Here is a 22,248-nt window from a genome sequence, read left to right on the forward strand (position 1 = left end):
AACAGCAAAAAGATATAAAGATGATTCTAAACAAAAAAGCTTAAAGTCGCATGTATTAGATAGAAAAACACCCAAATTACATTTGGGTGTTTGTTGATTTATTAAATTAACGAATCACTTTAATAATTTTATGACTTTGCTCATTTACGAGTACGTAGTTACCGTTCACTTTATACCATTTTTGAAAACGTCCAGGCTTAGTCAATTTATCATGCGTGCGATAGTCGATGACATAACGTGGGTGCTGATATTCATGTGATACGACTTGGCCTTCTCGCCAGATATTGGCACGATCATCTTTATGAATTACTTTGACTGGTCTGACGTCATGGTTTCGGTAGTTATCATGATGGTCATGATCATTTGGTGCAGCCATCGCTGTTGATGCGATTAAACCACTCATTGAAAGAACAATTGCTGTTGTTAGTTTTTTCATAATGAACCTCGAATGATAAATTAAATTTCGATAATTGAAGATTAGTGAAGAATTACAGATAAATCGTGAAGACTAAGAACAATAAATGTGAAAAATATCTAGGAAATAAGAAGAAATTTAGAATATATAAATTTTTAATATCTTATTGATATAAAAATAAAAAAAGGATAAAACCAATGGGCTTTATCCTTTTTTACTAACTGATGAGTGAGGAGCTATCAGTTTTATAAACCACGAATGCTAACAATGCTATTAGAATCTGTGTCGACTAAAATATAGTCATTATTGATTTTGTACCATTGTTGATTACGGTCTGGTTTAGGTAAGTTATTGTCTCTATAGTCGACCTTATAGCCATTACCGCGATAATGCTGTGGCATAACATAGCCTGGCTGCCAGCGATGTTGTTTTAGACGCTCAAAACCGCGTTCTTCGCGCATACGACGCTCATCGCGAAAACGATCTTCATGATCGTCACGGTCATGTTTATGCCCACGATCATTCCATTCACCACGAGGCCCACCTTTAGGTCCTTTCTGGCCATGTCCTCGGTCAAATGGAGGATCAGCAAAGCTTGCCATACTGGTGGTCAGTACAGTTATGCTAAGGGCTAAGATGGTGAACAACTTTTTCATGATGCATCCTCGTTTACATCTGATGTCTCTCATGTTGAATACTGTACGCGCAAAATGCAGAGAAACTGTGAAGATCATTTAATGCTTCAATTAAAATTACGGATAAATCCAGTGTTTTATCAATAATAAAAAAGGCTTGTATATATCTTTTCAGGTATAGCCAAGCCAGATGTGATGATCGGCCGTAATTTATTTTAGCTTTTCATCTATAGTTATTTAGTCCTGTGCATCAATACTTTGACCATTGAGCGTCAGGCTATCTTCACCCATTAAATAGAGATAAGCTGGCATGATTGACTCTGGTGTTGGTAATGTTTTTGGATCTTCTTCAGGATAAGCTTTAGCACGCATTGCAGTACGTGTTGCACCTGGGTTAATGCAGTTAAAGCGAATATTTGGATAAGTATGCTCAGCTGCAAAAATCTTGCTCACAGCTTCAATCGCGACTTTAGATACTGAATAAGCACCCCAAAGTGCACGTGCTTCGCGACCTACGCCAGAGCTGGTAAACACAACAGAAGCGTTATCTGATTTTTGTAAAAGTGGGAGTAAGGCTTGAGTAAGCGCAAAAGGTGCACGTAAATTGACTGCCATCACATCATCCCACACTTCTGCTGGGTAATGGGCAAGTTCTACTCGATCACCTAAAATACCGGCATTATGCAAAATACCATCTAGACGTCCAAATTGCTTTTCTAACGTATTGACTAAAAAGTCATAATCACGATCAGAAGCACTCGAAAGCTGGAGTGGTAAAATTGCAGGTTGAGGGGCGCCTAAACCTTCAATTTCATCATAAATTACTTCAAGTTTATTTAAGGTTCTACCATGCAAAACCACAGTTGCACCGTGTAAAGCATAACTGAGGGCCGCAGCTCGCCCGATTCCATCACCTGCACCGGTGATTAAAATAATTCGATCTTTGAGTAGATCTGGACGAGGTTGATATTCTGAATATTTCATTGGTAAACCTCCTTCTTTTTATACTGATATAAATAACCGTTAAAAAAGCCTGTAAAACTCTTGTGTTAACTTATCATACGCTGATTTTCCTGTAGAGCAGGAAGCTTTTGACGTAACATCTCGTGTAATTCTGTCACCGTATTTACAATCGAATCGGCTTGCCACGCGGCTAAATCATCACGATGTTCGATAGGTAAATAGCCGTATGCTGCCAAGATGGTATACATATTGGCATTGCGACCAGCATCAATATCACGTGGGTGATCGCCCACATAAATAATTTCATCTGCTGGAATATTTAACTGCTTTGCAGCCAAATACATCGGTTCTGGGTCTGGTTTAGTTTTAGAAACATCTTCCGGACACACTAAAACTGCACAGCGTTCAGTCAGGTTTAGCTTTTCTAGAAGAGATTCACTTAAACCACGTGGTTTATTGGTGACAATACCCCACGGAATTTGCTGAGCTTCTAACTCTTCTAAAAGTGGATACATCCCTTCAAACAGGTCAGTATCGACGACAATATTATTGCCATACATATCTAAAAAATTTTGTAGATGTGCCAAGAAGATTGGATTGGTTACATCCAGCTCTGGATAGACCAATTTGACCATGGCACGTGCACCTTCAGACACCTGAGTGCGAATAAGGTCTGCTTCTACAACAGGGCGTCTTGCATCACGACACATTTGTTGAATAATGCGAATAAAGTCGGCAGCGGTATCGATGAGAGTGCCGTCTAAATCAAATAAAACAGCTTTCATCATGCACCTGTCTTTACTGTATGAACCATATAGTTAACATCAACATTTGGTGCTAACCAATAACGCTTCGTAATTGGGTTGTAGTGCAAACCTGTCATTTCTTTTAAAGTTAAACCTGCATTACGAATGTCATGTGCCATTTCTGACGGGCGAATAAACTTGTGATAATCATGCGTACCTTTTGGTAGCATACGCAGTACGTATTCAGCACCAATAATGGCAAATAAATATGATTTTGGGTTACGGTTAATGGTGGAGAAGAACACATGGCCACCTGGCTTAACCAAAGCCTGACATGCTTTAACAATAGATGCAGGGTCTGGAACGTGTTCCATCATTTCCATGCAAGTGACCACATCATATTGACCTGCTTGTTCTTGAGCCAACTCTTCAACTGGAATTTGGCGATATTCAATATTTTGAACATTTTCTTGTTGAGCATGTAAACGACCTACTGCTAAAGGCGCTTCTCCCATATCGATGCCGAGTACGTCTGCACCGCGGCGCGCCATGCTTTCAGCTAAAATACCGCCACCACAGCCAACATCAAGCACCTTTTTACCAGCAAGACCACCGGCACGTTCATCAATCCAATTTAAACGTAATGGGTTAATTTGATGGAGTGGGCGAAATTCAGAATGTTGATCCCACCATTTGGCAGCAAGAGCTTCAAATTTTGCGATTTCTTGTAAATCAACATTCAATTGCGACATGGTGCTACCTCTAAACTTGGGTTATCTTTTTGATGTAGTTCGCTGTTAGTGTAGCGATTATTGGGAAAAAAGCGATAAACCCAATAAAAAACTTCACAGAAGCAAAACGAATTTAGCATATTTGTTTTATATTTAGGGCATAAGCTAATGCATAACAACTTAGAGGAAAAGCTGTAACAATGAAAAAATTGGTTTTGGGTGGTTTGAGTGCAGCAATTATGGCCATATCGGGTAGTGCAATGGCAGCAGATTTCGTTGCTGGTAAAGACTATACCGTAATTGCCAATCCAGGCAAAGTGGAAGTACCGGGGAAAATCGAAGTTCGTGAGTTCTTTTGGTATGGTTGTCCGCACTGTTTTAAACTTGAACCGCATATGCAAGCGTGGTTAAAACAGATTCCGAGCGATGTACGTTTTGTACGTACACCAGCTGCTATGAACAAAGTATGGGAACAAGGGGCGCGTACTTACTATACATCTGAGGCATTAGGCGTACGTAAGCGCACGCATTTACCATTATTCCATGCAATTCAGGTAAATGGTCAGCAGATTTTTGACCAGGCTTCTGCGGCTAAATTCTTTACTCGTTACGGTGTGCCTGAACAAAAATTTAATAGCACTTACAACTCATTTGCAGTAACTGCGAAAGTTGCCGAGTCAAATAAACTTGCTCAACAGTACCAATTAACAGGCGTTCCTGCTGTAGTGGTAAATGGTAAATATGTTGTACAGGGTGAAGATGGTAAAGTTACTCAAGTACTTAACTACTTAATTGAGAAAGAACGTAAAGCAAAATAATTTTGAGTGCGTTAAAAAAAGGGCTTCATTAGAAGCCCTTTTTTTATAAAATTTATTTCATAATCACGAAATCATTCAATTAATTTTGATGATTTTCTTCTTCAATCTGAAAATTTAGCGCATCAAAATTGGTGGTTTGGGTGGGTAACGACAACGCCTGATTAATATATAAATTAATCAATTTTTGGCGAGAACCAATCGAACGCTGATAATAAGTCGAATTTAAAAGTAGTGATGCGCCGTAAGTCAGTGACCAGATATAAGATAAATAGTCACGAATCGACATGTCATAATTTAATGATTTTAAATAACTTTCGGTAATATCCTTAATTGCTAAAATGCGTTGCTGGCGAATTTCATAAAGCTCTTCAAAAAGGTGCTTCAACTTAGACACTGTCATGGTCAGATTTTCTTCAAGCTGATGCAATAAAATTGTTTTTCCCGGTGTGAGCAAATGATGGAGCATGTAACGCGGAGCATACTCTTTGAAATCAGTATTATATTTTTGAGAAATTTCTAAAATTTGTTTTTCATTTTGAATAATGAGTTCAAGCAGAAGTTCATTTTTACTTCTAAAGTGTTTATAAAGCGTACCTTTTGCGATATCTAGCTCGGCCACTAATTCATCTAGAGTAATTTCCTGATTGTTTTCTAGTAACAATTTTTCTGCAACGCTTAGAATTTTTTCTTTGCGCATCAAAAATTGTGTATGACGATCAAGATTCATAGGTATTCCCACACCAGTTTGGCCTAACGAATAGTTTACTTCCTGTAAAAAGAAAAGACTTTTCTCGAAATTTTAGCCTTTTTCTTTCACTCTTTACGTATTAACACATAACCTGTTTTTTGTCATTTGCCAGTTTTACCGTTCCCAGTTAGCAATGCCTCTAAACAGTAAGCGAACTTGTGTAGACGCATTTTCAATAAATGCGGTTTGTTGCTGTTTAAGTTGCTCACCTTGATATTGTTTGGCGAGGTTGAGCCACGTCATTGCCCATGTAAATGACATATTGGTCAAAATGGTAGATAAGACATTTAAGTCTTGAGGGTTTTGAATATGTTTAAAATTTTCGAGTTTAGTCAGATCTGTTGTTAGATCTTCAATTAAAAATTCAATTTCTCTAGCAATGGCTGCACGAACGGTTTCGGAACCTCCCCAACGTTCAGCAATCATGAATTGCCACTGTTTAGGGCTATGGTTCACTGCCTGCACAAATAGCTCAATGCTGGTTTGGGTTTTAGCAGATTTGTGCTGTAAATAACTTTGGCCGAGTTGATGTAAAACGCTTTTTAAATGTAGGGCAACTTGGTCAACCAATTCTTTCCCAAGTTCATCCATGTCTTGAAAATGACGATAGAACGCAGTTGGCACTAAACCTACTTCACGTGCAACTTCACGCAAACTAATACTACTGAACGAACGCCCAGACGTGCTTAGATGCAAGGCTGCATCGAGAAGTGCCTGACGACTTTGCTGTTTTCGTTCATCCCGTATCGACATTAAAAAAACCTATTTAAACCGTGAGCCAAAGTCTAACAAAAAAGAGCAAACTTTCATAAAAAAAATAGTGAACAAGTGTTGACTGAGTGAACACTTATAAATATAGTGTACATATGTTCACTATACGAACATGTGTTCACTCAAATAAATAGCCAGAAACAAAAGAGGAACGTATGAACGCAACACTTAACTATCAACCACATTGGGTTCGAGAAGATTTCGTTGATTTTGTTTTGCAGAAAATTAACGCGACTTGGGCTTGGAAAAGGGTACTTGCAGAAGTTACCGCTGTTCAGCCGCTTCATACCGATATGGTGCTCATTAGACTTAAACCAAATCGTAATTTTAATTTCGATCAGGTTTGTGCGGGACAAAGTATTCTATTGACGTTGCTTATCGATGGCGTTTATCAACAACGTAGCTATTCGATTATTGAAGTAACCACTCAAGGTGAAATCACTTTAGGTATTAAAGTACAAGGCTTGGTGTCTCGTGCAGCTCAACTGTTACATGTGGGTGAGTGTGTTGAGATTTCACAGCCACAAGGTGATTTTACTTTGCATGAAGGTCAGCAGCCTGCAATTTTAATTGCATCAGGAAGTGGTATTACTGCAATTTATTCACTCTTGCAGCAAGCTTTAAAACAGCAGCTTGAACAAATCCATGTCATTTATTTTAATCGTGCGGAAATTTTTCATGCTGCATTAAAAGCTTTGGCAGAGCAGTACCCACAGCTTCAGTATCATTTTTTTAATACTACCGAGCAAAAGCAGCATTTAACTGAAAGCTTACTGCAAAAGCTAGTTCCTGACTTTGAGCAAACAGCAACGTATGTTTGTGGTCATCACGGCATGATGCAACAGGCAAATGAAATTTATGCTCAAAAAGGTGCTCAGTCTCAGCTTCATCAAGAGTATTTCCAACCACTTCAAGTGACTGGTACACATGCAGCACAGCCTGTTATTTTCCGCCGTGCTCAACATGAATTTTTAGCTGAAACAAATTTACTGAGCAGTGCAGAGCAGGCGGGACTACGTCCGCAACATGGCTGCCGTATGGGTGTTTGCAATAAATGCAGTTGTACCAAAGTGAGCGGAGTCACTCAAAACCTGTTAACAGGTGAAATTGAAGACCAACCGAATCGTCCAATTAAACTATGCGTGAGCCAGGCATTAAGCCCAGTCACGATTGATCTATAAAAAGAATTACAGAGGATTAACCCTATGAATATGGCATTAGAATTTTCTACAGTTTCTAAATCTGCTCATTTAACACCGGAACAAACTGAAGAATTTGGCCACCGTGTTGAACAGATTCGACAAGATGTTATGAAAAGTCTTGGTGAGCAAGATGCAAAATATATCTACAAAGTCCGTAACTTTGTTCGCTATACCGAAATCGCATCACGTGGCATGTTGATGTTTGGTGGCTGGATTCCTCCTGTCTGGTTATTGGGTACAGGTTTACTGGGTATTTCTAAAATTGTAGAAAACATGGAGCTTGATCATAACGTTATGCACGGTCAGTTTGACTGGTTAAATGAACCAAGTCTGAATGGTAATACCTATGATTGGGATACCATTGCCTCTGGTGATGACTGGCGTGAAACACACAACTATGTACACCACACCTACACCAATATTGTCGGTAAAGACCACGATGTCGGATATGGAATTTTACGAGTAAGTGATCAACAGAAGTGGGAACCTCGTCACCTGTTTAATATTCCACTCGGTCTACAGTTAATGTTTTTCTTTGAATGGTATGTAGGCGTGCAAAACTTACATCTTGAAGATGCATTAGTTTATAAAACCAAGAGTTGGAAACAGGTTTGGAAAGATTCTGCTAAAGTCCGTAAAAAAGCCACACGCCAAGTTTTAAAAGACTATGTATTTTTCCCTGTGATCTCTGGTCCTATGTTTTTACCGGTTTTTGTAGGCAATGTAGTTGCCAATATTATTCGTAATTTATGGTCATCTGCGGTGATTTTTAATGGTCACTTTACTGAAGATGCAGAAACATTTGAGCCTGATAATACCGACACTGAAACTAAGGCAGAGTGGTATTTACGTCAGATTCGTGGTTCAAGTAATTTTAGTGGTACAGAATGGCTTCATTTTATGAGTGGTAATTTAAGCCATCAAATTGAACACCATTTATTTCCAGATATGCCTGCTAACCGCTATAAAGAAGTAGCACCGAAAATTAAGGCACTCTGTGCAGAATATGGTATTCACTACAACGAAGCTAATTTCATGCGTCAGTTCTGGAGTGTATGGGTGCGTTTAGCAAAATGCTCATTACCAAACCATACAACTGCAAAAGTGATGCAGACATTAGAAAAATTAAAAGCAAAATTCAAATTTGCTTAATAGATAGACCAGTAAATAGCTCCTAAAAAGGGGCTATTTTTATTTTTAAGTCATGAAAAGTGCAGACTTACATTTCAAAGTAGGGAATAAACTCAACCTGTCAAAATCCTTTGCTATACTATGCCCAAGTTTGTATTTAAGAGAATTTAGGAAGGATTATGCGTATTGACCAACGTGCATTAGACCAATTACGTGAAGTGAAAATTACACGAAACTACACCCGTTATGCTGAAGGTTCTGTGCTGGTCGAATTTGGTCACACCAAAGTCCTTTGTACTGCAAGCATTGATAACTCAGTGCCACGCTTTTTAAAAGGCCAGGGTCAAGGCTGGGTAACAGCAGAATATGGCATGTTACCGCGTTCAACACACTCACGTTGTGACCGTGAAGCGGCTCGTGGTAAACAAACTGGTCGTACTCAAGAGATCCAACGTCTCATCGGTCGTAGCTTACGTGCGATGGTTGATTTGAAAAAGCTGGGTGAAAATACCATTACCATCGACTGTGATGTCATTCAGGCAGATGGCGGTACACGTACTGCTTCAATCACTGGTGCTGCTGTAGCATTGGTTGATGCGATGAATGTTTTACTTGCACAGAAAAAAATTAAGCAAGATCCACTTAAAGGCTTAGTTGCTGCAATTTCTGTAGGCATGTATCAAGACGAAGTATTGCTTGATCTTTGCTATGAAGAAGACTCGAACTGTCAAACTGACTTAAACGTCGTGATGACACAAGCTGGCGAGTTTATTGAAATTCAAGGTACAGCGGAAGACAAACCTTTTACCCGTGCTCAAAGCAATGCCATGTTAGAAATGGCTGAAAAAGGAATTGCCGAGCTGATTAAAAAGCAACAAGAAGCTTTAGGCTGGTAATTTCAAGTTATCTAAAAAACGCATCTTCGGATGCGTTTTTTTATGCCTTCATCAAATCGACATAAAAACATCACTTGTCTGTCACCTTTTCACTTTATTAGTAGTTCGCATTTAAACCGTTTGGAAAAAATCAATGCGAAAATTTTCACTTTTATTAATTACATCTTTAGCGCTTATGCTCAGTGCTTGTAACGATGACAACAACTCAGATAATTCATCGCCAACACCACCAACCAGCAATTGCAAAATGCACTGTGCACCATAATAAAAATTAAGGATGAAAAAATGAATCGTCGCGAATTTCTTTTAAATTCTACAAAAACTATGTTTGGGACAACTGCTCTGGCAAGTTTTCCGCTAAGTATTCAAAAAGCGCTGGCTATTGATGCGAAAGTTGAAAGTGGAACTATTCAAGATGTTAAACATATCGTGATTTTGACTCAGGAAAACCGTTCTTTCGATAATTATTTCGGAACATTAAAAGGTGTACGTGGTTTTGGTGACCGTTTTACCATTCCTATGACAGAAAGCCGCAAGGTATGGGAACAATACGATGCTAAGAAAAATAAAGTACTGCCTTACCATCTCGACAGCCGTTTAGGAAATGCTCAGCGTGTTTCAGGTACACCTCACTCATGGTCAGATGGCCAAGCTGCTTGGGATAATGGGCGTATGAGTGATTGGGTGGCATATAAAAAACCGCAGTCGATGGGCTATTACAAAAAGCAAGAAGTTGAATATCAATTTGCCTTAGCAAATGCTTTTACGATTTGTGACGCGTACCACTGCGCTATGCATGCGGGAACCAACCCGAACCGTAAATTTATTTGGACGGGAACCAATGGACCTACAGGGGCAGGTGTTGCGAGTGTGGTCAACGAATTTGATGGCATTGGACCATCAACAGAAGGTTATGAATGGACGACTTATCCTGAGCGTTTACAGCAAGCTGGCGTGACATGGAAAGTTTATCAAAACATGCCGGATAACTTTACCGATAACCCCTTAGCTGGTTTCAAACAGTATCGCCGTGCAAATGAGCAATCTGGTCAGCCTGTCAGTAACGATACCCTCACTTGTCCAGCATATGATGAAAAAATCGATGCGACTCAACCACTTTATAAAGGTATTGCCAATACCATGCCAGACGGTGGTTTTTTAGGAACTTTTAAAGCTGATATTGCGCAAGGTAAATTACCGCAAGTGAGTTGGTTAGTTGCTCCTGCAACTTACAGTGAACATCCAGGGCCATCTAGTCCTGTGCAAGGCGCTTGGTATATTCAGGAAATATTAAATGCGTTAACTGAAAATGCTGAGTTGTGGAGTCAAACCGTTTTATTGGTGAACTTCGATGAAAATGACGGTTTCTTTGACCATGTTCCTTCACCAGGTGCACCGTCTAAAGATGCAAATGGTGTTGTATATGGAAAAACCACTTTAACGGATCAGCAAGTATCTTATGAGTACTTTAACCATCCAGCAGTAGCGACTTCGAAATCTCAACCTAAGCCAGATGGTCGAGTGTATGGTCCGGGTGTACGTGTTCCAATGTACGTGATTTCACCATGGAGCCGTGGAGGATGGGTAAATTCTCAAGTCTTTGACCATACTTCTATTTTACAGTTCTTGGAAAAACGCTTTGGTGTGCAAGAGCCGAATATTAGCCCATACCGCCGTGCTGTATGTGGTGATTTAACGACAGCATTTAATTTTAAAACACCGAATCTTTTGCCTGTTGCTGAACTAGACGGAAAGAAAACTAAAGCCGAAGCCGATGCGATTCGTGTTGCTCAAGCTTTATTGCCACAAGTTCCTGTTCCGAGCCAGCAGCAATTTCCGCAGCAGGAAATGGGGATTCGACCATCACGTGCTTTGCCATATATTTTGCACACCAGTGCCAAAGTTGATGCCACTCAAAAAACAGTTAAATTGATGTTCTCTAATACGGGTAAACAGGCAGCCGTTTTCCATGTGTATAACCGATTGGACCTAACGTCAATTCCACGCCGTTATATGGTTGAAGCGGGTAAACAGCTTGATGATGTGTGGAATACTACAAATGGACAGTACGATTTATGGGTACTCGGACCAAATGGTTTCCACCGTGCGTTTAAAGGTAATTTGAGCCAAGTTAACCAAACTCAAGCGTTACCGGAAATTAGAGTATGTGTGGAAGAGTGTGATGCGAATTTGTATTTAAAAGTGCGTCATGATGGCAGTAAGTCAGTCAAGCTCACAGTCAAAGCAAATGCTTATCTACCAAATAAAACATGGACTATAGAAACGAATAGTTCTGAAAAAGAATTGGTTTGGGATATGTCTGAATTTGGTGGTTGGTATGACTTTACGGTGACATTAGCGGATGATGCAACGTTTAGTCGCCGTTTTGCAGGACATATAGAAACTCAAGAAGATTCAATTTCTGATCCATATATGGGTTATTTAGAGTCTTAAGTTGCTCTAATGGATGAATGATTAAGATGAAGTCTTAAGTTAATCATATTTTAAATTAGCTAGCACGACGGAGTCTTATCATTTATTCATCCAGTGGAAGTAGCTAATTCGTTACTTTGGTTTCGCCCAAAGTAACATACGTAATAAAGATTAATTAATCTTTATTACGTACCGAAAGACAACAGTTGGCTTAATAACATTCTTGCGCTTCGACAAAGCTATAATCGCTTTGTCTTGCTCAGGTTGTAGATGACATCTCGCACAATCTAATGTTGGGAAATATAAATGAAGGGAAGTAATATCTTATTATGTAGATGAATAATAAAAATAAAGGATTACCTTTTGTAACAGAATCTCCTAAGCCTAGTCATATTTATCTTTTACCTTGAAACCCTAAATTTTTAAAAGTGATGGGGAAAATTTATGCTACAAGGTTTTATTGTATTATTAGCAGTAGTTACTTTTGTTTTAATGGCTGCCGACCCACGAGATAATGGGGCACAAGCGACTCAGTCAGCATGGCAAAAAACACAAGCAGCAGACATGACTAAGTCGCAAAAAAATACCAATAATGATGCTGATTTTATTTAAGCATTAAAACGCATTGATAAATCAACGGCTTTGACGTCTTTAGTCAATACGCCCATAGAAATATAGTCGACACCAGTAGTCGCTACTTCGCGTAAGTTTTCAATAGTGATATTGCCCGAAGCTTCGAGTTTACAACGTCCAGCCACATGTTTTACGGCATCAATCATTTGTTGTTGGCTAAAGTTGTCGAGCATGACAATGTCCGCACCTGCTTCAAGTGCTTGGTTTAGCTCATCCCAAGTTTCAACTTCGACTTCAACAGGTTTGCCTGGGGCAATTTGGTGTGCTTTTGCAATTGCTTGAGCAATACCGCCCGCTGCCATAATATGGTTTTCTTTAATTAAAAACGCATCAAATAAACCGAGGCGGTGATTTTGTCCGCCGCCAACGGTTACTGCGTATTTTTGTGCAATACGTAAGCCCGGTAAAGTTTTACGTGTATCGAGAAGTTTTGTATTTAAACCTTCAAGATGCTGAACATATTCAGCAGTTTTTGTTGCAACAGCAGATAAGGTTTGAATAAAGTTTAAAGCAGGGCGCTCTACAGTCAGTAAGCTACGTGCAGAACCAGCAAGCTTTAAAAAGGCTTCATTTGCAGCAACACGGTCACCTTCTTGTTTTAACCAAGTCACCTGTACAGTGTTGTCATAAGCTGAGATGAGTGCGTTTACCCATGGTTGTCCAGCTAAAACCATATCTTCCCGGCTAATGATGATTGCAGTTGCCTGTTCATTTTCCGGTGTGAGCATGGCGGTAATGTCACCGTCCCCAATATCTTCTTGTAATGCTTGTTGAATATTGATTTGAATTGACTGTTCAAGCAAAGACTGAGGTATGCTCATACGGTTTCCATTTTGTCGATGACCCTAAAACTTGCGATATATTAGCACCGTCGACTTTAAAAATAAGCTGTTTTATTCGCTTAATCGCGATAAACAATCGTACTGGCTACTCTGAAAAGCATATAACTGTTTTAAACTAAAACAATTGGCAAGCAATTTATTGGCATCTCAATGAAGCAAATCACACCGTATGAAGTTATAGATGGGCATTTAAAAGGGGCGAGACAAGTCCCTTCTCCAAATTTTAACCAGCGTCCGGCTGGTACCGAAATTCAAATGATTGTGGTTCATAATATTAGCTTGCCACCTTCTCAATTTGGGGGAGACTATATTGAGCAGTTTTTCCAAAATAAATTAGATTGGTCCGTACATCCCTATTTTCAGACTATTGAAGGGATGCAGGTCTCTACGCACCTGTTAATTTTACGAACAGGTGAGGTCCTACAGTTTGTTAATTTTAATGATCGTGCATGGCACGCAGGGCGTTCGAGCTATTTAGCCAAAGTTGAATGCAATGATTATTCAATTGGTATTGAGCTTGAAGGAAGTGATGATTTACCTTTTGAAGAAATACAGTACAGCATACTAACAGATGTGGTTAGGGCTATTCGCCAAGCTTATCCTGAAATTAAGAATCATATTGCAGGGCATTCAGACATTGCACCGGGCCGAAAAACCGATCCGGGTCCTTATTTTAAATGGCAGCATTTTAGACAACTGTTAACACAGAAAAAAACTTGAGTTCATTCATCATTTCACAACGAAAAGATTTTCTAGTTTCATTACAATAGCGACTTTCGAATATATAGCTGTAGGTGAGTACGATGGCATTATGGCGATCGACTTTTATTGTCAGTGCGATGACGATGTTGTCACGTGTGTTGGGGTTGGTACGAGATGTCGTATTGCTCAACGTGTTTGGTGCGGGTAAAGATTTCGATACCTTCGTTGTGGCTTTTCGTATTCCCAATTTCTTTCGACGATTGTTTGCCGAAGGAGCTTTTTCTCAGGCTTTTATTCCAGTACTAACAGAATATAAAACAGGCCGAGCACATGCTGAAGTTCAAATCCTGATTAGTCGGGTATTTGGTTGTTTACTCACGGTCATGACCTTACTCACTTTTGTGGCTATGGTGTTAGCTCCGGCGATCATCTATATGTATGCGCCGGGCTTCCATAATGACCCTGAAAAGTTCGATTTAGCGGTCAGTATGTTCCGTCTGACTATTCCATATTTAATGTTTATGTCATTGACTGCTTTTGCTAGCAGTATCTTAAACAGTTATGGTTCTTTTGCTTCCCCAGCTTTTTCACCTGTATTGCTCAATGTAGCAATGATTGCTGGCGCATGGTGGCTTACGCCGTATATGGCTGAGCCAATTAAAGCATTAGGATGGTCAGTTGTAGCAGCGGGTATTTTACAGTTAGCTGTACAAATTCCTGAGTTATGGCGTAAAAACCTCCTAATTCCACCTAAAGTTGATTTTAAACACGAGGGTGTAGAACGTATTTTAAAATTAATGCTTCCTGCATTATTTGGCGTATCTGTAACTCAGATTAACCTGTTGTTAAATACAATTTGGGCATCTTTCATGCAAGATGGTTCGGTATCTTGGCTCTATAGTGCTGAGCGTATGACAGAACTACCTTTAGGTTTAATTGGAGTTGCGATTGGTACAGTGATTTTACCTTCGCTTTCAGCACGCCATGCTGAGCAAGATCAAGAAAAGTTCCGCGATATGATCGACTGGGCAGCAAAAGTTATTGTATTGGTGGGATTACCAGCAAGTATTGCCTTATTTATGCTTTCTACACCGATTATTCAGGCTCTATTCCAACGTGGTGAGTTTGACCTACATGACACTCAAATGACTGCACTTGCATTGCAATGTATGAGTGCTGGTGTAATTTCCTTTATGTTAATTAAGGTATTTGCACCGGGTTTCTATGCTCAGCAAGATACGAAAACACCAGTTCGTGTGGGTTTAATGTCTGTTGCCGCAAATGCTATTTTAAACGTTGTATTTATTGGATTCTTTAAACTAATCCATTGGCAGGCTGAACATATGGCGCTTGCGTTGGCATCTTCTGGTTCAGCTTTGGTAAATGCTGGTTTGCTCTACTTCTATCTACATAAGCGTAATATTTTTCGATTCGGCTCACATTGGAAAAAACTGATTCTTCAATATGGATTGGCAAACCTTGCCATGATCGCAGCGCTTTGGTTTGGGTTAAATTGGTATAACGGCGAGCTTTCTCAATGGATCCGTATTGCTGAGGTCGCAGGTCTATGTGTAGTAGGCGTAATCGCTTACTTAATTGGCTTATTGATTAGTGGCTTTAGACCAAGAGATTTAAAACACTAAAATAAAAAGCGATCAATTTAGATCGCTTTTTTTATATTTTAGAGGATTACTTTGGCAAAACTTGTAGCAATTCAATATCAAAAATTAACGTACTATTTGGACCGATACTATCACCAGCACCTACTTCACCATAAGCAAGTTTAGCTGGAATGAAGAAACGGGTTTTACCACCTTCTTTCATTGTTTGTAAGCCTTCTGTCCAGCCGGCAATAACCTGATTTAATTGGAAATCTACAGGATGATTGCGTGCAATTGAGCTATCAAAAACAGTCCCGTCAAGTAAACGACCTTCATAGTTGACTTTTACGCGAGAAGTAGCTTTAGGTATTTTACCAGAACCTTCTTTTAATACCTGATATTGTAAACCCGATTTAGTTGTAATCACACCAGATTTTTTCGCATTTTCAGCGAGAAAAGCAGCGCCAGCCTGAGCATTTTGTTGCCCTAGTTTTTGAAACTCAACGAGCTGCTTAGCTTCTAAAGTTTTCTTATACTCATTAATTGCTTTAGCCATTTCTTCGTCTGTCAAGCGTGCAGTTTTTTTCTGTGCACCTTCTTGAAGACCTTGATAAAAGATATCAAGATTTAAATCTGTTAATGCATCAGTATTATTACGACCCATTAAATAGCCATAACTATAACTAAACTGATCTTTTGCTGGACTTTTATTTGTTACAGGTGTCGCAGCAATAACCGATAAACTCATTGTTGATGCAGCAATAACCAAACTGATTTTTTTCATGTCATTTTCCAAAAAAAACAGGAGAGTATAACGACTCTCCTGGATTGTTATTATTTCACTGAAATGAGTTCTACATCAAAAATCAGTGTACTGTTTGCTGGAATTCCAGGAAGCTCTTGTGGGCCATATGCAAGATTTGATGGTATGAAGAAAGTCGCTTTTCCACCTTCTTTCATGAGTTGAAGACCTTCAGTCCAACCCGGAATGACCTGATTAAGCGGGAATTCTACTGGTTGACCACGCTTATAAGAACTATCGAAAACCTGTCCATTAATTAAGCGACCTTCATAATGTACTTTGACAACAGACTGAGCAGTTGGCTGTTTACCAGTACCTTCTTTAGTAATGATATATTGCAAACCTGATGCAGTGGTTTTTACGCCAGCTTTCGTTTTGTTTTCTGCAAGGAACTGTGCATCTGCAGAGTCAGTAGCTGTACCCGCTTGCTCAGGCTTATCTTGATGCTGCATTTTTTGTTGTAACTCTTTTTCATAAGCAGCAACGGCAGCTTTTAAATCTTCTTGAGTATAAGCACTAGGCTGCTTATTACGCGCATCATGGATCCCTTGAACAAATGCTTTGGTATCCAGTTCAGGAGGAGTTTGCTGAGCAACTTCATACCCAAGAACGTAACTGATTTTTTGAATTGGAGAAGCATTTTTGTCTGCTTTACGTCCGACTTCTGTGGTCGGATGTTGAGTTGCATAATATACAGGTACAAGTGCAGCACCGCCTAAAACTACAGCGACAGCAATGGGTAAGGCTTTACTCATAAAAGGTTCCAAAAATAATCATTTGAGTCTAAAAGGCTGCTTCGATCTTAGCATGCTTCGACTTAAGCATAGAATGTTTAAGAAAAAAAACGAGTGGTTTTTTTATATATTTTAGTTAGTTTTAATATGGCAAAACTTAAAAAGCAAATAAAAAAACCGGATCATATGATCCGGTTTTATGGAGAGTTTTAATTAGTCTTCTTTTTGTGCCTTATAGGCATAAGCATAGTTATAACCATACCCACCCCCACTAGAGCGTTGAATATCGTTAAGGATAAAGCCATTCACCTTAACACCTGCTTGTTCAAAACGGTTAACGGTTAATTCAAGCTCTTTCATATGTGACTTGGCGTAGCGTGCAACGATCAAGTTTACACCAGTGTACTGAGAAATAATAATACCATCGGTTACCGCAAGCACTGGTGGAGTATCAATAATGATATGGTCATATTGAGTCTGGAACTTTTCTAGTAAGTCTTTGAACTGGGTAGAGCTCAACATTTCTGAAGGGTTGGTTGGACTCTTACCACGGGTAATCACGTCGAGATTCGCAACTTGCGTTTTATGTAAAACTTGTGTCAAGTCAGCTTGGCCACTTAGTAATTCAGAAAGACCAGGTTTCACGTCAACATCGAAGTATTTATGCATATAACCACGACGCATATCAGCATCAATCAGTAATACACGTTTATTCCCTTGTGCGAAAATAGTCGCTAAGTTAGTTGAAATAAATGATTTACCGACTTCTGGAGACGGGCCAGCAATCATAATAATATTATTTTTTGCTGAGGTTAAAGCGAAGTGAATGGCTGTACGAATACTACGCAAACTTTCAATCGCAATATCATCACTACTTTTAACTGCCAAAATAGGAATACTCTTTTTCTTTTTCAAGATATTCATACGAGTTTCTTGAATAGGAGAACGAGGTACAGTCGCATAAACTGGTAAATCTAATTCATTTTCAATTTGAGTTGAATCATTAACTCCGCTACGCATCATATTGCGTAATAATGCAATTAATACACCGATAAAACCACCAACAAAAATAGAAAGTATTAGAACAATTAATTTCTTAGGTTTAATAGGTTTAACAGGTTCTACAGCAGTATCAATAATGCGAACATTACCAATCTCACCTGCATTAGCAATTTTAAGCTGTTGATAACTGTTTAGTAACGACGTATAGAGCTCTGTGTTTACTTTTACATCACGATATAGTTGTAAATATAAACGTTGTGTTTCAGGAAGTTGAGTTAAACGATTATTAAGATCAGCAATCTTTTTATTAATCTCTGTAATTTGTGCATCGATTTGACGGATTAATGGATGATCATTGGTATATTTAGCAGAAAGCTCAGCTTGTTTCTGTTGTAGCTCGATTTTAAGCTTTTCTAAATCAATATTTTGCTTAAGTAATAGCTCCGACTCAGCATTTACATCGACTGTTTTATACTTTTCACGAAATTGGTTAAACTTGATCTCAGAATCTTCTAGCTGCTTTCGAAGCTCTGGTAATTGTTTCTCAAGAAAAGCTAAAGTTTGTTTAGATTCTAAAGACTTTCGCTCAATGTTTTGTTGGTGATAAACAGTTAGAACATTATTTAGTACTTGTGTAATGTGCTCAGGATCTTGACCTAGATAATTTAAACCAATAACACCAGTCACTTTACCTTTTTCAGCAACACTATAGATATCATTAAAATTTTTAACGGCTGTTGGTAGAGCGAGTTTAGTTAAAGTATAGCTTTGTTCTTTCAGGTTACCTTGAGCATTAAGTTGTACCTGCCAAAGACCTCTATTTGTATTTAGTATATTTTTTTTGTTTAATTGACCATTAAATACAACTTGATCTTTGTATGTTAAAGTGAATTGATTTGCACCTTTGAACTCTAACTTTAAGGGTTTATCTAAATAATATTCAGGTACTTTAAGTTCTCGTATAATCAAATTATTATTTTGATTACTGTACAGTACAGATTCATGACGATACTCAAGTCTACTCTTATCTTGTGAAATTAACTTGTCGATCAATCCTGATTGGTTATCTTTGACGTTAATATCAAGATTAAGGTTCTGAATGACTTGTCCTAAAACCATTCTAGAACGAAGAATCTCTATTTCTGGATCAGCTGGTGATTTTTGAGATAGACCTCCACTGACTTTAGAAAGGTCACCAAGCAAAGCAGCAGAGGCAGCGCCTTTACTGTCCTCAACTTGTACCATTGCATCTACAGAATAAGTATCTGGCGTTATCCGTAAGTATAGCAAGGCACAAATTAAACTTAAGACCACGCAGCATGCTATGATTTTCCACTGTGCAATCAATGAAAAGAATAACTCTTTTAAATCGATGCTATCTTCGCTAGTTTTAGAGTTTTGGTTCATAAATTTACAACTAATATACAATTATAATTGAGTGCGCCAATCTTGCACATAGCTTTGAATGTTGCGGCAAGTCTGATCAAAAAAAGCTTGGTCATGCTGATAGGGGTCGGGTATATTTTGCCCTTGCCAATGGCCAAGCCTAAAAATTTTACCCTTAGCAAATGGCCAAGTTTGTTCAATATGCTTTTGCTGATTATTGCTCATTACTAAAATCAAATCATTTTGTTTGATCAATTCAGCACTGAGCTGGCGAGCCACGTGTGGTCTCATATCAATATTCAACTGATCCATACAATGAATCGCTTTGTCATCTGCAGTATGACCTACTAGGGCTGAAATACCAGCAGATGAGATATTTAATGTAGGATGTTGGGCCTTTAAAAAGTATTCTGCCATTGGACTGCGGCAAATATTACCTACACAGACTACTAAGATATTTTGTAACTGCATTCTAGTTTTTACCCAATTGATCAAATGTATAGAGTGCACTTGAGAATGGTACAATCTGGTTCATAATACGCTGCCAGCGTGTTAAGCCAGTTGCATCAATATAAACAATATCATTTTTTTGCATTTGGAATTGATTAGATAATGCAAGGTTACCAATACTACTCAAATTGAGCTGATAGATTGTTGATCTTTTTGTTTGTAAATCTGTACGCATGACATAAATACGAGCTGCACTTGCCGAGTATGGATTAACACCTTCACTCTCGCCCAATACATCACTTAGGGTCATTCCCTGATCTCGTAATGGAATTGCTGAACTTTTATTAGACTCACCCATAACATAGAGTTTTTGATTTTGTTTAGTATTTACATAAATTGTATCATTGGGTTGGACTAATAATTTGTGTAGTGAATAACCTTGTTTCTCAAGTGCAACGACATTTAAATTATAAACTTCGCCATTACGAATGAGTTGAATATCAGTATTATCACCAGACTCTTGATTTACACCTCCAGCCATACTTAAGGCTGTATAAATACTAATTGGTTGATCATCTAAAGTGTATTGTCCACTTTTCATAACCTGACCATTAACAAAATAGCGTTTAGCTTGATATGACAACACGCGAACTACAACATCAGGTGTTTTTAAATACTTAGCAAATTGACTTCGTAAATATTTATTGGTCTCAGCCAGTGTTTTCCCTGCAATGTGAACTTGGCCTACAAGTGGTAACTGTACATTTCCTGCAGAATCAATAGGGTATCCAAATGCTTTAATATCAGTAGAGGCACCTTGAATAGGAGGAGTAATTTCAGGATAAGCCCAAAGCTGAATAGATAAAACATCCCCAGCACTTAAGCGGTATTGATAAAAAGGAGTATTAAATAAGGCGCTTATATTTCCTTGTGGACGCAAAGCCTCAGAACTAATCTTTGGAATATTGTTTTGGGTGAGTTGAACAACAGAAACCTCTGCGCCTTGTTCTGTTTTAAAAGTACCTTGTTCAGGTAAGTCGTAAGTTTGTAAGCCTGAGGTGACTGCACATCCTGTAAACGAAAGTGAAATGGCTAAAAATAATAATGTGCTTTGGTGCTTCACATTCAAACCCTTTATTGTTTGTAATCCAATGATACTTTGCATGAAGACATTGGATTGTAGTCTATAATTAACCCAAATCATACTTTATTTGCCAAGCAGTGATTGTATATTTCGAGAAAATTTTGTTTAAAGTCTGCTATATTAACGTAGTAGGTCGTATCCATGATGTTTCTCCATTTAAAATTAAATGGTTAGGTTTTATATATGTTTCAACTTGAGCAACTAAAAATAGCAATTATCGGCTTAGGGTATGTTGGATTACCTTTGGCAGTTGAATTTGGTAAACATAAACCTACAATCGGATTTGATATAAATGAAAATCGGATATTAGAGTTAAAAAACGGATATGACCATACATTAGAAGTGACTTCTGATGAGTTAAAACACGTACAGCATTTGTCGTATACAGCACATATTCAAGACTTACAGAATATAAACTTTTTCATTGTCACTGTGCCAACACCCATTGACGATTTTAAACAACCTGACTTGACCCCTCTCATAAAAGCATCCCAAAGCATTGCTAAAGTTCTAAAAAAAGGCGATATCGTTGTTTATGAGTCAACGGTTTATCCTGGTGCGACAGAAGAGGTTTGTATACCCGAATTAGAAAAACATTCCGGTTTAAATTTTAATAAAGATTTCTTTGTTGGTTATAGTCCAGAACGTATTAATCCTGGTGATAAACAACGACGTGTCACTAATATTTTAAAAATTACCTCAGGTTCGACTCCAGAGGTCACTGACTATGTTGATCAAGTATATAATTTAATTATTGAGGCGGGTACACATAAGGCCCCGAGTATCAAAGTCGCTGAGGCTGCTAAAGTCATTGAAAATACACAAAGAGATGTGAATATCGCTTTAATCAATGAGTTGGCTCTGATTTTTAATAAAATGGGTATCGATACAGAAGATGTACTCAAGGCAGCAGGTACAAAATGGAATTTTTTAAACTTTAGACCTGGTTTAGTTGGTGGTCATTGTATTGGTGTTGATCCGTATTATTTAACGCATAAAGCAGAGTCAATTGGTTTACATCCAGAAATTATTTTGGCAGCTCGTCGCTTAAATGATCGTATGGGTGAATATGTTGCAACCCAATTGATCAAAGAAATGGTAAAGAAACGTATCCAAGTTGTTGGTGCTCGTATATTAATTTTAGGTTTGAGTTTTAAAGAGAACTGCCCAGATATACGAAATACTAAGATTGTAGATATGGTTAAAGCACTAAAAGAATACGATTTAGATCTTGATATCTATGATCCTTGGGTAGATAGTGCTGAGGTTGAAGCAGAGTATGGGTTAGCTCCAATCATGGAATTAAAACAAGGTCGGTATGACGCTATCGTAATTGCAGTTGCACATGATCAGTTTAAGGTAATGAGTACTGAAGACTTTCATTCTTTAGGTAAAAAAAAGCATGTCCTTTATGATTTAAAGCATGTTCTTAATAAAGTAGATGCAGATTTAAGACTATAGCA

23 protein-coding genes are annotated in these 22,248 nt (G+C 38.4%); 10 read left to right on the forward strand and 13 right to left on the reverse strand.

Annotation, left to right across the window (positions count from 1 at the left end):
• Window positions 1-106: 106 nt before the first annotated feature.
• The 5 genes from CSB87_RS09780 to ubiG form a co-directional block, all read right to left on the reverse strand.
• Entirely contained in the window at window positions 107-436 is a 330-nt protein-coding gene (locus tag CSB87_RS09780) for an RcnB family protein (protein ID WP_004884021.1), read from the reverse strand.
• 224 nt (window positions 437-660) lie between these two features.
• Window positions 661-1,071, reverse strand: coding sequence for an RcnB family protein (locus CSB87_RS09785; protein WP_004884020.1), 411 nt, complete (start codon window positions 1,069-1,071; stop codon window positions 661-663).
• Between the two features lie 216 nt (window positions 1,072-1,287).
• Window positions 1,288-2,034: a YciK family oxidoreductase gene (locus CSB87_RS09790; RefSeq protein WP_004706106.1), complete on the reverse strand. Its 747-nt coding sequence runs from the start codon at window positions 2,032-2,034 to the stop codon at window positions 1,288-1,290.
• A 65-nt stretch (window positions 2,035-2,099) separates the two neighbouring features.
• Window positions 2,100-2,801, reverse strand: a complete 702-nt coding sequence (locus CSB87_RS09795) for an HAD family hydrolase (protein WP_079377762.1) — start codon at window positions 2,799-2,801, stop codon at window positions 2,100-2,102.
• Window positions 2,798-3,511: a bifunctional 2-polyprenyl-6-hydroxyphenol methylase/3-demethylubiquinol 3-O-methyltransferase UbiG gene (gene ubiG / locus CSB87_RS09800; protein WP_002050579.1), complete on the reverse strand. Its 714-nt coding sequence runs from the start codon at window positions 3,509-3,511 to the stop codon at window positions 2,798-2,800. The genes CSB87_RS09795 and ubiG overlap by 4 nt, the downstream gene beginning before the upstream one ends.
• Before the next feature lie 179 nt (window positions 3,512-3,690).
• Here ubiG and CSB87_RS09805 point away from each other — a divergent pair, with 179 nt between their 5' ends.
• Window positions 3,691-4,308, forward strand: coding sequence for a thiol:disulfide interchange protein DsbA/DsbL (locus CSB87_RS09805; protein WP_031952021.1), 618 nt, complete (start codon window positions 3,691-3,693; stop codon window positions 4,306-4,308).
• Window positions 4,309-4,387: 79 nt separating this feature from the next.
• Here the strand turns inward: CSB87_RS09805 and CSB87_RS09810 are convergent, their stop codons facing one another.
• A complete protein-coding gene (locus CSB87_RS09810) occupies window positions 4,388-5,035 on the reverse strand; it encodes a TetR/AcrR family transcriptional regulator (RefSeq protein WP_031952023.1) in 648 nt (215 codons plus the stop codon).
• A gap of 135 nt (window positions 5,036-5,170) precedes the next feature.
• Entirely contained in the window at window positions 5,171-5,809 is a 639-nt protein-coding gene (locus CSB87_RS09815; protein ID WP_000027529.1) for a TetR family transcriptional regulator, read from the reverse strand.
• Window positions 5,810-5,982: 173 nt separating this feature from the next.
• On the opposite strand from CSB87_RS09815, the gene CSB87_RS09820 reads away from it, so the two are divergent.
• The 6 genes from CSB87_RS09820 (at window position 5,983) to CSB87_RS09845 (ending at window position 12,101) form a co-directional block, all read left to right on the forward strand.
• The gene (locus CSB87_RS09820) at window positions 5,983-7,008 is read left to right on the forward strand and encodes a ferredoxin reductase (RefSeq protein ID WP_031952025.1); all 1,026 of its coding nucleotides are present in this window, start codon (window positions 5,983-5,985) and stop codon (window positions 7,006-7,008) included.
• Window positions 7,009-7,038: 30 nt separating this feature from the next.
• Window positions 7,039-8,181: a fatty acid desaturase family protein gene (locus tag CSB87_RS09825; RefSeq protein ID WP_079377820.1), complete on the forward strand. Its 1,143-nt coding sequence runs from the start codon at window positions 7,039-7,041 to the stop codon at window positions 8,179-8,181.
• Window positions 8,182-8,339: 158 nt separating this feature from the next.
• Window positions 8,340-9,056 (forward strand): ribonuclease PH, encoded by a 717-nt coding sequence (gene rph / locus CSB87_RS09830; protein ID WP_001217232.1) that lies wholly within the window; start codon window positions 8,340-8,342, stop codon window positions 9,054-9,056.
• A 133-nt stretch (window positions 9,057-9,189) separates the two neighbouring features.
• On the forward strand, window positions 9,190-9,321 hold the full coding sequence (locus CSB87_RS20155) for a hypothetical protein (RefSeq protein ID WP_255210327.1): 132 nt from the start codon (window positions 9,190-9,192) through the stop codon (window positions 9,319-9,321).
• Between the two features lie 20 nt (window positions 9,322-9,341).
• The gene (locus tag CSB87_RS09840; RefSeq protein ID WP_106105068.1) at window positions 9,342-11,510 is read left to right on the forward strand and encodes a phosphocholine-specific phospholipase C; all 2,169 of its coding nucleotides are present in this window, start codon (window positions 9,342-9,344) and stop codon (window positions 11,508-11,510) included.
• Window positions 11,511-11,933: 423 nt separating this feature from the next.
• Entirely contained in the window at window positions 11,934-12,101 is a 168-nt protein-coding gene (locus tag CSB87_RS09845; protein ID WP_031952031.1) for a hypothetical protein, read from the forward strand.
• Here CSB87_RS09845 and nadC read toward each other — a convergent pair.
• Entirely contained in the window at window positions 12,098-12,943 is an 846-nt protein-coding gene (nadC, locus tag CSB87_RS09850) for a carboxylating nicotinate-nucleotide diphosphorylase (protein ID WP_031952033.1), read from the reverse strand. The two genes, CSB87_RS09845 and nadC, sit on opposite strands and share 4 nt — an antisense overlap.
• 171 nt (window positions 12,944-13,114) lie before the next feature.
• On the opposite strand from nadC, the gene ampD reads away from it, so the two are divergent.
• Both ampD and murJ read left to right on the forward strand, forming a co-directional pair.
• Window positions 13,115-13,684, forward strand: a complete 570-nt coding sequence (ampD, locus tag CSB87_RS09855) for a 1,6-anhydro-N-acetylmuramyl-L-alanine amidase AmpD (protein WP_031952035.1) — start codon at window positions 13,115-13,117, stop codon at window positions 13,682-13,684.
• 74 nt (window positions 13,685-13,758) lie between these two features.
• Entirely contained in the window at window positions 13,759-15,309 is a 1,551-nt protein-coding gene (murJ, locus tag CSB87_RS09860; RefSeq protein WP_171071052.1) for a murein biosynthesis integral membrane protein MurJ, read from the forward strand.
• 46 nt (window positions 15,310-15,355) lie between these two features.
• Here murJ and CSB87_RS09865 read toward each other — a convergent pair whose 3' ends face one another.
• From CSB87_RS09865 to CSB87_RS09885, 5 genes are all read right to left on the reverse strand, one after another.
• Complete coding sequence (locus tag CSB87_RS09865) at window positions 15,356-16,051, reverse strand: FKBP-type peptidyl-prolyl cis-trans isomerase (protein ID WP_031952039.1); 696 nt, start codon at window positions 16,049-16,051, stop codon at window positions 15,356-15,358.
• A gap of 50 nt (window positions 16,052-16,101) precedes the next feature.
• Window positions 16,102-16,824 carry an FKBP-type peptidyl-prolyl cis-trans isomerase gene (locus CSB87_RS09870; protein ID WP_000030404.1) on the reverse strand — a complete coding sequence of 241 codons (723 nt, stop codon included), beginning with the start codon at window positions 16,822-16,824 and terminating at the stop codon, window positions 16,102-16,104.
• Window positions 16,825-17,016: 192 nt separating this feature from the next.
• A complete protein-coding gene (locus CSB87_RS09875) occupies window positions 17,017-19,212 on the reverse strand; it encodes a polysaccharide biosynthesis tyrosine autokinase (RefSeq protein ID WP_031952041.1) in 2,196 nt (731 codons plus the stop codon).
• A gap of 21 nt (window positions 19,213-19,233) precedes the next feature.
• On the reverse strand, window positions 19,234-19,662 hold the full coding sequence (locus CSB87_RS09880) for a low molecular weight protein-tyrosine-phosphatase (RefSeq protein WP_002050525.1): 429 nt from the start codon (window positions 19,660-19,662) through the stop codon (window positions 19,234-19,236).
• Window position 19,663: 1 nt separating this feature from the next.
• Window positions 19,664-20,806 carry a polysaccharide biosynthesis/export family protein gene (locus tag CSB87_RS09885; protein ID WP_001190673.1) on the reverse strand — a complete coding sequence of 381 codons (1,143 nt, stop codon included), beginning with the start codon at window positions 20,804-20,806 and terminating at the stop codon, window positions 19,664-19,666.
• Between the two features lie 162 nt (window positions 20,807-20,968).
• Here CSB87_RS09885 and tviB point away from each other — a divergent pair, with 162 nt between their 5' ends.
• A complete protein-coding gene (tviB, locus tag CSB87_RS09890) occupies window positions 20,969-22,246 on the forward strand; it encodes a Vi polysaccharide biosynthesis UDP-N-acetylglucosamine C-6 dehydrogenase TviB (RefSeq protein WP_000487067.1) in 1,278 nt (425 codons plus the stop codon).
• The last annotated feature ends 2 nt before the right edge of the window (window positions 22,247-22,248 follow it).

The organism is Acinetobacter sp. AR_0276 (assembly GCF_003000705.1).
Taxonomy (GTDB): Bacteria; Pseudomonadota; Gammaproteobacteria; order Pseudomonadales; family Moraxellaceae; genus Acinetobacter; species Acinetobacter nosocomialis.